Here is a 14,264-nt window from a genome sequence, read left to right as displayed (position 1 = left end):
CTTAAATGCCTTAAATGGTTCAAAAATAGAAATTACTTTTGTTAGAATAATACTATTAAAACAACAAAACCCACACAATTAAGGGTAGATCCTTTTTGTTTCCCATCAAGATCGTGTGGACTGATTTTATAATAGTTTTAACATTTTTAAATTGCCAAAAAAAGGTATATTTGTAATTCTTGATAAAAACGATGTTTTTAATCTAAAAAAAACAGTTTTTTTAATCTAATTTCTATGAAATAGGCTTTTGGATAAAAATAACACACAATTTGTAAAAAATAAAGATGAAGCACTTTAGAATACTATTTTGGCTCTTGGTTGGTACAACTACAACTGTTTTTTCACAAGAAAAATTTATTGAACATAAAATTTCTCAAGGGGAGACTATTTCTACGATAGCCGAAAAGTATCATGTGAGTCAAAAAGTAATTTTTGATTTAAATCCAAAAGCTTCAGGGATTCTAAAGTTAAATTCGGTTTTGAAAATTCCAAATAAGAAGTATAAAAAGGAAGTAGCTCAAAAAGAACTAGCACAGAAAAAGAAAAACACCAAGGAGATTCAGTACGAAGTTTTGCCCAAGGAAACCTTATTTGGTATTGCAAAAAAGCATAATCTTACAGTAGAAGCCATTAAAAAAAGTAATCCTTCCATTGAGAAGGTTGGTTTGCAAATTGGAAAGAAAATAAAATTAGTGGTACCTGAAAACTTCGAATTAAAAGAAGAACCAGCCGTTGCATCGGTAAGCGAATCAGAACAAAATACAGCTATTTCCTCAAATAATAGTTCGATAAGTGAGTTTGTAGCTCCAACTGCGGTGAACGAAGAGCAACAAATCCATGAAGTAGTGGCTAGCGAAACAAAGTACGGCATCGCTAAGCGCTATGGAATTTCAGTCGAAGAACTTGAAAAAAGGAATCCAAGTATTGTTGCCAAAGGCCTTGAAATTGGGAAGAAACTGAATGTTCCACTGCAAAATAAAACAAATGAAGGGGTTAAATTAGCTGAAGTTTCAAATCCGTCTACAGTTAAAACAGAAACTCCAGTTACAGTAGTCAATGAGCAGATTGTAAATGAAACGACAACCTCAAAAGCTACTCTCTCACCAGAAACAACGGCTATTGTTCATGAAGTTTTACCGAGAGAAACTAAGTTTGGCATTGCTAAAAAATACGGAATGACGGTTGCAGCATTAGAAAAATTAAATCCTTCGGTTCGTAAAAAATTGAAAGTTGGCGAAGTGCTGAAAATTAAAGAAGGCGTTGATGCTATAGCCGTGAATGAAACAGAAGCTAAGGTAGATGCGGCAGTTGCTGAGCCTACTTCTACTAATTTTTTTGGGGATTACTCCATGGCAGATGATTTAATTGCTAAAGCATCTGATAATTTAGGCATTCGTTATAGGCCAGGGGGTACAACAAGAGCTGGTTTTGATTGTTCTGGGTTAATGTGTTCTACGTTTAGTGCGCTGGATATAAAATTACCGCGTTCTTCAAGTCAACAAGCGAATATCGGCATAAGAGTTACACCAACAGAAGCCCAAAAAGGAGATTTAATTTTCTTTAAAACCCGAGGTAGTGGACGAATCAACCATGTAGGTATGGTGGTCGATGTAGTTGGGGAAGAGATTAAATTTATTCATTCTTCAACAAATAGTGGCGTAATTATTTCTTCTACAAAAGAAGGATATTATAGTCGAAATTTTGCACAGGTTAATCGTGTGTTGAAATAGACTAATCTTCTTTTTCGCGATAGATTGCGATACTATTTCTGGAGATTCTTTTCTTAAGCCATTCTTTTAGTTTTTCTTCATCATTGGGAGTTAGATTTTTTGTACTCTTGTAAATGGCAATCGTTTTGGTAAAAGTACTGTCACTATTTTCATTAAAAATATGGTTGGCTACCGAAATGTTGCTTATTTCGGGAAACAAAATGGCAATTTCCTCTCTTAATGCATTATTGTTGTAGCTATACGATTTGAGTTTGTTTTCTAAATTCAGAATCATGACATCTTTTTCGTTTTCTTTAGCTTTTTCCGTAGCATTGTTTTCCAAAATGTATTTCTTGATATCTGTGGTGTCTTGTTTAATGACTAATTCAGTATTTTCGATATGATATTTTTTTAGCAATTCGCTTAAGTTTTGGATTTCTTGCTTGGTTATTTTTTTATTCAAAAAAGCCAACTCAATACTTCTTGGATTTTTGTTGTAATTGATTTTTTGGTACAAAATAGCAAACCCTTTGTCGTTAAATTCATCATTTAAAAATAGCTCCACTTTTTGTTTGTATTGCTTTTCTTGTGCCAATAAATAGGCAAAATAGACACTGGGTACAATCAATAACACGATAAGGGTTGTAATGGTATATTTTATTTGTTTGCGGTATTTTGGATTAACATGATTGACTTCAGGGTACTTTAAATATTTTACAATTATAAAAGTGGAAATGCAAATAAACACACAATTGATGGTGTAAAGAAAAAGTGCACCTAGGAAATATTTCCAGTTCCCTATTGCTAAGCCATAGCCTGCGGTACACAAAGGAGGCATTAAAGCGGTAGCAATGGCAACACCAGGAATTGGATTTCCTTTTTCGACTCTTGTGATAGCAATAACTCCTACTAGTCCACCAAAAAAAGCAATCAGAATATCATAAATATTGGGTGAGGTACGCGCCAACAATTCAGACTGGGTTTCTTTAAACGGACTGAGGGCAAAATAAATCGTGGAGACCAACAAGCTCACTAAAGTGGCAATAATAAGGTTTTTGGCTGCTTTTTTTAATAATTCAAAATCATAAATTCCCAGACTAAATCCTGCACCAACAATAGGTCCCATCAATGGGGAAATGAGCATAGCACCAATAATAACTGCGGTTGAGTTTACATTCAAACCCACCGAGGCCACTACTATAGCGCAAGCCAAAATCCAAACAGTCGAACCTCTAAAGGAAATGTTCGACTTTACGTTTTCTAATACTTTTTGTTTGTCTTCTTCTCCTTTGTGTAAATCAAGGAAATTTTGTAGTCTATTCATAGTTTATAAAAATGTTGAATACCGATTTCTCATTCTAAAACCACAAGTTTTAAAGTAGTTTGGACTTGTTTGGATATTTTAGTAGCTACAATAAATGGTATTTCGATATCGAAGTCGTCTGTGTTTAAAACAAACGAAGAATTGATTTCCATGCCTTTGGGTACTTTTTTTAAGAAAGCTTTGCAAAGTATGGGTTTCGATTTGCCGCGTATTTTGATGATCCCTCTTATTTGATATTCGGTAGGTTCTTCAGCAAGCAATTTATAATCAAATTTTTCAATGGTACCAATAAAAGTGGCTTTGGGATGATGGTGGCTTTCTAAGTAATTGTCATTAAAATGCTCACGCATTAAGTCTTTTTTGAATTGAAATTGTTTGATGAGAATAGTGCAACTGATTGCGCTGGTTTTTAATTTTACCAAACATTTTACGGAGGGATTCACAGCTTTCACTTCTTCAAATAAAGGCACCGAAGCTTCAAAATTCACAAACCCTTTAGAAGTAGACAAACAATCCTGAGCGTGAATAGATAACGAATGGAAAAATAAGAAAAGGAAAGTGATTTTTTTCATAGGAACCAAGAAATTGAATCTCTTAAAGTTACATGTTTTAATTGTTTTTAGCAATTAAATTTTAGAAGAGTATTTTTCTTATAATTCTAAACGAATATGGTATTGCGAAAGATGCGCTAGATTTTCTGGGGAACAATAATTAAATTCTTCTTCATGTACTTCGTGCACTTTTTTGAGTTCAATTTGTTTTAAACAATTACTAAAGCGACGCACATCATCTAGGCTTTTTAGTACTAATCCTGGAACGGAAACACTTTTGCCACTATCGTCTTTGGCAACCATCGTAAAATAGGACGAATTACAATGCTTAATGGCGCCTGTTTGGATGTTTTCGGCTTCTACTCGAATGCCTACAATCATCGAGCTTCTTCCTACATAATTGACTGAGGCTTTCAGGGTCACCAATTCACCAACTTCTATCGGCTGTAAAAAATTTACAGTATCGACGGAGGCAGTGACACAATAGTTTCCAGAGAATTTAGACGCACTAGCAAAAGCAATTTGATCCAACAAGGATAAAATATAGCCTCCGTGAATTTTGCCGCTAAAATTTGTATGAGAGGGCAACATCAATTCTGAAATGGTAATATGAGAAGCTGATACGGGTTTGAATTCGGTACTCATCCTTATCGATTATTAAATGGAGAGGTTTCCTTTTGAACCGATGTGATAAAAAAACGGGTTTCGCCCCACCACATAAAAGTGCGTTTTTTTTCTTCATAAGTCAAACGCACATAGTGTCCCTGAAACAGTTTTAAGCTGTCGATTACAGCTTGATCTTTGTCTAATACAGAAAAACGAAAAATTTGGGCACCCGAAATACCTTGACTCAATTCACCTTCCCAAGTTTTGATGACCACACCTTTGTGACTCAATCGAATCAATTCTCCAGAACGTATGCCATCACTTACAGGGATGTAATAAATGAAAGCCATATAAATAGAAGCGATTAGCACTCCAGCGAGTAGTAATAAAGCGGCAATTTTTTTCATTTGTTTTAGTTGATAAGGTTGTTGGTATCAGTTTCAGCTCTTTTCAATACATTTTCAGGCAAAGCTTTTTTGGCTTTGGCGCCCATCTTTTTTAATTTTTCTACACTTACAATTAGGTTGCCTTTGCCCTCCACTAGCTTATTCATTGCAGCTCCGTATTCCACTTTGCTTTCGTCAATTTTCTTTCCTATTTTAATTAAATCACTTACAAAACCTTCGAATTTGTCATACAAAGCCCCCGCTTGACGCGCGATTTCAACCGCATTTTCTTGTTGCTTTTGGTTGGTCCACATACTGTCAATAGTGCGTAAAGTAGCCAATAGCGTAGAAGGGGTTACGATTACGATATTCTTCTCAAAAGCTTTATTGTATAAGGAGGTATCTTCATTCAAAGCAATGGCAAATGCCGGCTCTATAGGAATGAAAAGCAGTACAAAATCAGGACTTTCCATCTGATACAAATCCTGATAATTTTTCTCACCCAATTGATCCACATGGCGCTTGATGGACAAAACATGTTCTTTCAATAAGGTAGCTTTGATGTTGTCATCGTCTTCATTGATGTATTTTTCATAGGCGGTTAAAGAAACTTTCGAGTCGACAATCATTTTTTTGCCATCAGGTAAGTTAATTACCACATCGGGAAACACGCGATTACCCGCTTCGGTAACATGACTTTGTTGTACTTCGTATTCCCGTCCTTTCTCTAAGCCTGACTTTTCAAGTACACGTTCCAATACCAGTTCGCCCCAATTTCCTTGCATTTTACTGTCGCCTTTTAGCGCTTTGGTCAAATTGATAGTTTCCTTACTCATTTGTAAATGCATTTCACGAAGACCTAGTATTTGCTGACGCAGCGCCGCATGATAGTCAATACTTTCTTTATGGGTGTCTTCGACTTTTTTCTCGAATAACTGAATCTTATCTTGAAGGGGACTCAAGATATTCTTCATGTTTTCCTTATTCTGCTCGGTGAATTTATTCGATTTTTCGTCTAGAATTTTGTTGGCCAAATTTTCGAATTCTTTGGTAAATTTTTCTTGAAGTTGTTCCACTTCATTTTTTTGTTCTTTATGACGCTCTAACAAATTATCAAAATCTACCTCTTTTTTAGAAAGTTGAATCGCCAAGCTATCTTTTTCATTTCGGATGGCTTCTTTTTCTTGAAGGCTACTTTGCAATTGTTTTTCGAATGTAGTTTTATCGTTTGTAGCTTGTTCTTTTTGTTGTTGTAGCAAATGTTGTACAGCATTGATTTTCTCTTCCAAGCTTATTTTTTGTGACTCAAAACGAGCCGAAAACAGCAGTTTGCCTATAAAAAGACCAAGACCAAGTGCTACGATAAAAACCAATAAAAAAGAAAATAAGTCAGACATAGAGGATAATTTTTTTGAAAAGTAAAAGTAAGAATTAAAAATGTAGTTTTAAGTGGACTTAAAGATATAAAAAAAGTCCCACCGAAGCAGGACTTAAGGTTTTCACCTACGGCATATAGCCTTATTGTGATAAGATTAAAGATTAGAAGTTTTAATCTGTCGTAAATGTAGGAAAAAAAATCTTTATTTATAATGTGGAAAACCGTAATGTTCATAATTTATTTTTTCATAGCTTTAAAAATTCTTACAAAATGAATAGTACTATGGCAAAAATATTAGGATTGGATTTGGGAACTAACTCGATTGGGTGGGCTTTAATTAACGAACAGACTAATAAAATTCTTGGAATAGGTAGTCGAATTTTTCCGATGGGTGTTGAAAATTTGGGAGAAGGTGAAGGACGTGAAATGTCAAAAAACGCAGGAAGAACGGGAGCAAGAGGCGTTAGAAGACAATTTTTTAGAAGAAGATTGCGAAAAAAGATATTACTGAAAGCACTCTCAGAGAATAAAATGTGTCCAATGATAGCAAATGATTTTGAAGATTGGAAGAAAACAAAAGAATTTCCATCAGATAAATTAGCCAATTGGTTTGCGTTGAACCCTTATGAATTGCGACAAAAAGCGCTGAATGAAAAGCTAACTTTAGAAGAAATGGGTAGAATTTTTTACCATTTAATTCAAAGACGTGGTTTTTTAAGTAATAGTAGAAAAGGCGGAACAGATGATGGTGCCATTTTTAAAGGTAATCCAAAAGAAGGGAAAATTGGAATTACAGAAACACAAGACAAAATTCAAGAGAAAACACTTGGCTCTTATTTATTCGAAATTTATCCAAAAGAAAACCAACCTTTTCAAGAGGGCTTGGAAAGAATCCGTAATAGATACACTACACGTAAAATGTATGTGGATGAATTTGAATTGATTTGGGATAAACAAGCGGAATTTCATGGAGAACTTACAGAAGAATTAAAAACAATATTTGGTGGAAGAAAATTAGACGGTTACAAAGAAGACGGTATTTTATTTCATCAACGACCTTTGCGTTCGCAAAAACACTTGGTAGGAAATTGCTCTTTTGAACCATCCAAAACCAAATGTCCAATTAGTGCTATTCCGTTTGAGCAATTTAGAATTTGGCAATGGGTAAATACGGTTGAATACAACGGAAATAAAATTTCGCAAGAAGAGAAATTAAAAATAGTTGAGTTTCTATATGCAAACGAAAAACCGGAGTTTAAAAAAATTAGAAAAGCTATTGGTAAGGAAACTGCTGAGTTTAAATTCAATTATAAAGATGATGATAAGATAGTGGGTACCTACACTATTGCTAATTTGTCAAACAAAAAATATTTCGGCAAAAAATGGTTTGAGTTTACTGAAAAAGAGCAAGAAGATATTTGGCACGTTTTATATTTTTTTGATAGTAAATCGAATCTAAAAGACTACGCTATTAAAAATTGGAATTTTAGTGAAGAGCAAGCGATTGCTATTTCAAAGTTTAATGTTAAGGATGGTTACTCAAGTCTTAGTAGAAAAGCGATTGCTAATATTTTACCTTTCTTGCAAATAGGTTTTACTTATGATGTGGCAGTAGTTTTAGGAGGAATAAAAAATGTGTTTGGGAATAATTGGTACAATTTATCAGAAGAGAAGAGGGATTTTTTAATTGATAATACAGAAGGTATTGTTCGTTCAAAAACTAAAGGAGGTTTTATTGATATTATTAAAGATATTCTTAGAAATGACTATGGTATTTCTGATCATCAAATGCGAAAATTATATCATCATTCAGCAACAATTGATGTGGCAGCATTGATTGATAAATTACCTGTTGGAAAAGAAGCAGATAAAGAAATCCAAAAAATTAAAAATCCAATTGTAATCACAGCCTTATTTGAATTGCGAAAATTAGTGAATGAGTTATTGGATGAACATGGCAAAATTGATGAGATAAAAGTAGAAATGGCTCGTGATTTAAAAGTTTCTAAATCACAACGTAATCAAATACGTAGAGACCAAAAACGTTTGGAGAAGGAGAACGACAGGGTTAAAACTGAAGTATTAAAATATACAAATTTATCTCATGACACTATTTTAAAATTTAAGCTTTGGGAGGAATGTAAAAAAACATGCCCTTATACGGGTATGCCAATACCTTTAAATGAATTATTCACCAACAAATGGCAGATTGAACATATTCATCCATGGAGTAAATCGTTGAATGATAGTTTTTCTAACAAAACTCTTTGTTTGGGAACAGAAAATATTAAAAAGGGAAATAAAACACCTTTTGAATATTATGGTAATGACGAAGCTAATTGGTCAACGATAAAAGAAAGAGCGTTGAAATTATTTTCATTTACAAAAGAGTATCCAGATTCTTATAACAAGTTCAAGCGATTTGTTAAACAAAGTTTTGATGATGATTTTACTTCAAGACAGTTAAATGACACACGCTATATTAGTAAAGAAGCTAAAAATTATCTTTCTAAAATATGCAAAAATGTAATGGTCTCTCCAGGACAAGCTACTTCAAATTTGAGGCAAAAATGGGGTTTAAATCATATTTTGAATGATGAAAATGCCAAAACTAGAGAAGATCATCGTCATCATGCAATTGATGCGTTAGTAATGGCTTGTACTAAACTATCATATGTTCAAGAATTATCAAAATGGAATCGATATAATAGAATGTATGATTTAAAACAATTTCCATTACCTTGGAAAACTTTTAATTTTGATGCCGAAAAAGCAGTAGAAAGAATATTGATTTCTCATAAAAAAGTTTCAAACGATATTACCATTCGTTATAAAACTATTGAAAAAAATGGTGAAAAACATACCAATAAAGGAGTAGCTGCTCGAGGGCAATTGCATAAAGAATTTGTTTACGGTAAAAGAAAGGCTCCAAATAGTGATGAAGCTTATCATATAAGAAAACCTATAGAAAGTTTATTAACTGAAAAACATATTGGGAAAGTTGTTGATATTTCAATTAGAAATTTAATTTTTAAAAGAGTTAATGAATTGGGAGGATTCGATAAAGATAAAATTCCAGATAATACTTTTTTTAAGGTAGATTTGAATGGGGTTAAACATCCACAAATATTTTTACCAAATAAAAATGGAAAACCTGTGCCAGTTTTAAAAGTAAGAATTCAAGAAACAATTAATAAAGCAAAACAATTAAAAACTAATTCAAATCAATTTGTTAATCCAAGAAATAATGACCATGTTTTAATTTATGAAACCATTGATGGACAACTAGAAAAAGATGTCGTGAGTTTTTGGGAAGTTGTAGAAAGGAAAAAACAGGGATTAAACAAAATTCAGTTACCTTTCAATGGAAAAAGGGTAATTGAGACGTTTAAGGAGAATGATATGTTTATCTTGTTTAAAAATGAAGATGAGATAAATTGGAATTCGACAGTTGATTTATCGGATAACTTGTATAAAGTTCAAAAAATAGCTGGAGCAGATTATTTTATGGAAATATGTTTTAGAAAACACAATGATTCCAGAGATGATAAAAATGCAAAAGGAGATTATGTTTATATTAAAGGTTTTGGAGAAGGAAAAACTGGTTGGTTTACCTTTAACCCAATTAAAGTTAAAATTTCCGTTTCAGGTAAAATACAAAAGTTGTAAAATCAATTTGCTTGGTGTAAAACTTACACCACTTTAAAAATAGAAATCATAACACCCAAAGTATTATTCTTGCGAAGCAAAATAATGAATGGTTAAAACAGTAAGTAGTAAAAGAAGAATTTACTAGTAAAAGTGAAGAAGGAAACTATTTAATCAAGCAGGCCCGTGAGCAAGATACTTATGCAGCATTTGTTAGTATGAAAGTAGAAAAAATAGAAAAAGTGATTTTTTCACAAAGAGCAAAGAAGAATTATTAGCAGAGATTAAGCAAAAATATAAGTAGGTTTTTTTGTCATTCCGACGCAGGAGGAATCACATTAAGTGAGTTTAGAAGTTACTCTAGTTATCGCTGACGCTATAAGTTTTTTTTATGCAATTTTTTGCATCAATTGCCTCTGGCTCGACATTCATTAGGTGGCATAACTAATTGAAGTAAATAAATAAAAGAATAGGAACAATACAATGATTGAGTATAACGAAGGTTATCATACATATTATGTTTACATAATTACCAATAAGTACCGCTCAACTTATTATATTGGAATGACAAATAATTTGGGGTTGCGATTACAACAACACAAAGAAAATATAGAAAAAGGGATAAAAACCTTTGCATCTACATACAATCTTGAGTTTTTGGTGTTTTACGAAAAATTCACTTGGGTGCAAAAAGCAATAGAAAGAGAAAAAGAATTAAAAGGGTGGAGAAGAGAAAAGAAACTAGCATTAATAAGATCGTTTAATCCCGAATTTGAATTTTTAAATGATCGATTTATGAATAAAAATAAGCCGTAAGTTTGTCATTCCGACGGGGGAGGAATCGCATTAGTTGCTTTTTTTATGTGTTTCCTCCTCCGTCGGAATGACAAAAAATGAAAGTTCTTTGACATACAATTTTCAAATCCTTAAACGACTCAAACCACAACAGAGTTTCGGCGATAGCTCACTCTGTTGTGGTTTGATTAAAGATTAGAAGACACGATATTGCCACCAACTACAGACAATATCGCTTGGTTGTTGTGGTTTGATTAAAGATTAGAAGACACGATATTTTTAATAGTTGGGATAATTCAAAATGGGATGTTGTGGTTTGATTAAAGATTAGAAGACACGATATTAGGCGAACAATTCAAATAGAGCCGATAAAGGTTGTGGTTTGATTAAAGATTAGAAGACACGATATTTTATCGTCTTGGGCTATTAGGTTATTATTGTTGTGGTTTGATTAAAGATTAGAAGACACGATATTGTTTTAGCGGATGTAATGAATATCTTGAAAGTTGTGGTTTGATTAAAGATTAGAAGACACGATATTAAGATTCTGAAAGAGCAGAAAGACTCGCTGGTTGTGGTTTGATTAAAGATTAGAAGACACGATATTGTTTATTTCTATACTTGGTATATCAATCAGTTGTGGTTTGATTAAAGATTAGAAGACACGATATTAAAACATTTAATCCAAAGTATGCAGTAAACGTTGTGGTTTGATTAAAGATTAGAAGACACGATATTGCTGAATAGGTTGCCACTAACTTCCGTATAGTTGTGGTTTGATTAAAGATTAGAAGACACGATATTCTTTCGCCATTCGATTTAAAATACTAATTAGTTGTGGTTTGATTAAAGATTAGAAGACACGATATTAAAGATAGATTATTTTTGCAATCAGGTAACGTTGTGGTTTGATTAAAGATTAGAAGACACGATATTACTATTTTTGAAAAACCATTATAAAAACCCGTTGTGGTTTGATTAAAGATTAGAAGACACGATATTAATAACATAATAACATGGCATGTATTACTAGTTGTGGTTTGATTAAAGATTAGAAGACACGATATTTACAAAGGCAAAGAAGGAGATACTTCAGCAGTTGTGGTTTGATTAAAGATTAGAAGACACGATATTTAATTTTCATCTCTTTCATTAACTATAATAGTTGTGGTTTGATTAAAGATTAGAAGACACGATATTAGTGAAGATGCAACTAACGTTGTTCTTTTTGTTGTGGTTTGATTAAAGATTAGAAGACACGATATTAACTCATTGTACGATGCTCAGGAGCAAATGTTGTGGTTTGATTAAAGATTAGAAGACACGATATTGCTTCTTGTTTTGCTATATTCATGATTTATGTTGTGGTTTGATTAAAGATTAGAAGACACGATATTATTGAGTGGAATTGACGTGCGATTGCCCTGTTGTGGTTTGATTAAAGATTAGAAGACACGATATTTTATAAAAAATCATCCTGAAACAATCTATAGTTGTGGTTTGATTAAAGATTAGAAGACACGATATTGATTAAGACCAAGCTTAACAAATAATAACTGTTGTGGTTTGATTAAAGATTAGAAGACACGATATTGACGAAGTTGTTGTTTTGCCGTATTCGTTAGTTGTGGTTTGATTAAAGATTAGAAGACACGATATTGATGGAATGGAGTTTGAAGAATTTGTACCAGTTGTGGTTTGATTAAAGATTAGAAGACACGATATTCATGTTGTTTAAGTATTCTTTCACCATCTGTTGTGGTTTGATTAAAGATTAGAAGACACGATATTATTATTAAATTACCTGATAGATTTACCTCTGTTGTGGTTTGATTAAAGATTAGAAGACACGATATTCACTTTGAAGTTAGTGTTTTTGGTGACAGAGTTGTGGTTTGATTAAAGATTAGAAGACACGATATTGGATAATTATTAGTTACTAATAATTCTTCCGTTGTGGTTTGATTAAAGATTAGAAGACACGATATTCAATGGTCAATGGCACATATACTATTACCTGTTGTGGTTTGATTAAAGATTAGAAGACACGATATTAGCCTTCTCCTATACTAACTCTATTTGAACGTTGTGGTTTGATTAAAGATTAGAAGACACGATATTTTATTTTTAAATCAGCCATTACCAATTTAAGTTGTGGTTTGATTAAAGATTAGAAGACACGATATTTTGTTAAATTAATTACTGTTTGTGAAGATAGTTGTGGTTTGATTAAAGATTAGAAGACACGATATTTAGATTTTATCTTGTAATTTAACGACTAAAGTTGTGGTTTGATTAAAGATTAGAAGACACGATATTAACTGAACGCTTTACCAACCGCAGCAACCAGTTGTGGTTTGATTAAAGATTAGAAGACACGATATTGACAAACTGGCATTAGTTATTAATTTATACGTTGTGGTTTGATTAAAGATTAGAAGACACGATATTAGTTGGCTTGTTACCTTCTAGTAATCAATAGATTACTTTAGAATATCGTATGAAAAAATGCCTCTTTTTTGCCCTGATAAAGCAAGATTGAGGCATTTTTTATTTTGTAGATTAAAACAATTCCAATTGTGTCGGTTGGGGAGCTTTTGGGACTTCGGCTTTGCCCCAAAAATTCATAATGTTGCCAAACTGTTTATCGGTGATGCGCAGTATACTTACTTTACCCATAGGAGGTAAGAGTTGGTGGATCCTTTTTTCGTGCACATCGGCGCTTTCACTACTGGCACAATGCCGAATATATACCGAAAATTGCATCATACTAAAACCGTCTTTGAGCAAATTGCCTCTAAATTGAGAAGCGTTTCTTCTATCCTTTTTGGTTTCGGTGGGCAAGTCAAAAAATACAAATAACCACATAATTCGGTAGCCGTTTAAGTCCATAATTTGGGATATTTTATTTTCTTGCGTTCGCCTGTATAGCATTGCTGCAAGGAACTGGCAGTTTTTTGTAGCGCCACCATCAACGGACTTTTTTCGTCTTCAAAATAAACGGTTTGCGTTAGAATTTGCAATAATTCGGCTTTAATCTTGGTGTTGAGCTCCTGTTCTTCATACAATTGCACGATTGCAAATACCTTTTCATCCACGAGCGGGCGAAAGGGTTCCATAATATCATCGGCCAAAGCAAAAGCATTGTATTTGCTTTTATGATGAATGCCCAAAGTGTTCAATAATCCGCTACCCGAAAGAGCTCTGGCAGTGGCTGCTCTCAAAATAGCATAACCGTAATTGAGAAAATTATTGGGATAATCACCAAATCGTTCCCTTTTGAAGGCGATGTCCGTAGTTTCAAAAAAGCTTTTCCAATATTGACTTGCGGCAACGCCTTCCATATTACTGCTATCCCCACTCAAGACTTTGGAAGCCAAAAAATCCAAGCTGTTTTTTTGGCCGGTTAACTTGTGGAGTAAAAGACCTTGATTGGTAATTTTTTCGATAATGGTTTGTTGCCACAACTGTTTTTTGAGAGGCAAGGAGGCTTCGATTTGATTTTTGAAGATTTCTTGCTGAATATGATGGCTGTTCAAATTGAGAAATTGCCCGTTGGGGAGGTGATTTTTATTACAAATAATCACTGCCGAATTGTTTTCGATTAACAAATTCATAGCGGGAATGCTTAGGTAAATTTCGGGATGATCCAAAACTAAAAAACCGATTTCCTCAATGGGAACGGTTCCTTCTCTAGTTTCGGATTTAATTATGAGCTGTAAATTCTTGGCTGAAATAGATGATTTGTTTTCTATTAAAAGGGTTTTTTTTAGCATTTTATTTGGTTTAAATGGTTGTTAATAAGAGAAATACTATCAAAAGGTATGCCCCTTTCATTGTTGTTGCTTAGGGTTGTTTTATTTAACG

General features: G+C 33.1%; 10 protein-coding genes and 1 CRISPR repeat array. Of the genes, 3 read left to right on the top strand and 7 right to left on the bottom strand.

From position 1 onward, the window contains the following. The first annotated feature begins 284 nt into the window (after nt 1–284). Nucleotides 285–1,730, top strand: coding sequence for a LysM peptidoglycan-binding domain-containing protein (locus tag O9307_RS05820; RefSeq protein ID WP_298296265.1), 1,446 nt, complete (start codon nt 285–287; stop codon nt 1,728–1,730). Nucleotide 1,731: 1 nt separating this feature from the next. Here O9307_RS05820 and O9307_RS05815 read toward each other — a convergent pair whose 3' ends face one another. From O9307_RS05815 to rmuC, 5 genes are all read right to left on the bottom strand, one after another. Beyond that, nucleotides 1,732–3,033, bottom strand: coding sequence for a TIGR00341 family protein (locus O9307_RS05815; RefSeq protein WP_298296263.1), 1,302 nt, complete (start codon nt 3,031–3,033; stop codon nt 1,732–1,734). A gap of 29 nt (nt 3,034–3,062) precedes the next feature. Beyond that, complete coding sequence (locus tag O9307_RS05810) at nt 3,063–3,605, bottom strand: YceI family protein (protein WP_298296261.1); 543 nt, start codon at nt 3,603–3,605, stop codon at nt 3,063–3,065. A gap of 78 nt (nt 3,606–3,683) precedes the next feature. Continuing rightward, the gene (locus O9307_RS05805; protein WP_298296258.1) at nt 3,684–4,229 is read right to left on the bottom strand and encodes an acyl-CoA thioesterase; all 546 of its coding nucleotides are present in this window, start codon (nt 4,227–4,229) and stop codon (nt 3,684–3,686) included. Nucleotides 4,230–4,231: 2 nt separating this feature from the next. Continuing rightward, complete coding sequence (locus tag O9307_RS05800) at nt 4,232–4,597, bottom strand: 6-phosphogluconate dehydrogenase (protein ID WP_298296255.1); 366 nt, start codon at nt 4,595–4,597, stop codon at nt 4,232–4,234. Between the two features lie 5 nt (nt 4,598–4,602). After that, a complete protein-coding gene (gene rmuC / locus O9307_RS05795) occupies nt 4,603–5,973 on the bottom strand; it encodes a DNA recombination protein RmuC (protein ID WP_298296252.1) in 1,371 nt (456 codons plus the stop codon). 263 nt (nt 5,974–6,236) lie between these two features. On the opposite strand from rmuC, the gene cas9 reads away from it, so the two are divergent. After that, nucleotides 6,237–9,623, top strand: coding sequence for a type II CRISPR RNA-guided endonuclease Cas9 (gene cas9, locus O9307_RS05790; RefSeq protein ID WP_298296249.1), 3,387 nt, complete (start codon nt 6,237–6,239; stop codon nt 9,621–9,623). A 462-nt stretch (nt 9,624–10,085) separates the two neighbouring features. Then, the gene (locus tag O9307_RS05785; protein WP_298296247.1) at nt 10,086–10,418 is read left to right on the top strand and encodes a GIY-YIG nuclease family protein; all 333 of its coding nucleotides are present in this window, start codon (nt 10,086–10,088) and stop codon (nt 10,416–10,418) included. A 155-nt stretch (nt 10,419–10,573) separates the two neighbouring features. Continuing rightward, a CRISPR array of direct repeats spans nt 10,574–12,848; the repeat unit is 36 nt; unit sequence GTTGTGGTTTGATTAAAGATTAGAAGACACGATATT. A 111-nt stretch (nt 12,849–12,959) separates the two neighbouring features. Here the strand turns inward: O9307_RS05785 and cas2 are convergent. Both cas2 and cas1 read right to left on the bottom strand, forming a co-directional pair. Beyond that, a complete protein-coding gene (cas2, locus tag O9307_RS05780; RefSeq protein ID WP_064716554.1) occupies nt 12,960–13,289 on the bottom strand; it encodes a CRISPR-associated endonuclease Cas2 in 330 nt (109 codons plus the stop codon). Further along, on the bottom strand, nt 13,280–14,173 hold the full coding sequence (gene cas1 / locus O9307_RS05775; protein WP_298296240.1) for a type II CRISPR-associated endonuclease Cas1: 894 nt from the start codon (nt 14,171–14,173) through the stop codon (nt 13,280–13,282). The genes cas2 and cas1 overlap by 10 nt, the downstream gene beginning before the upstream one ends. Nucleotides 14,174–14,264: the final 91 nt, after the last annotated feature.

The organism is Flavobacterium sp. (assembly GCF_027531905.1).
GTDB lineage: Bacteria > Bacteroidota > Bacteroidia > Flavobacteriales > Flavobacteriaceae > Flavobacterium.
The sequence above is the reverse complement of the archived record's forward strand: the minus strand, read 5'-3'. Positions and strand labels throughout refer to the sequence as shown.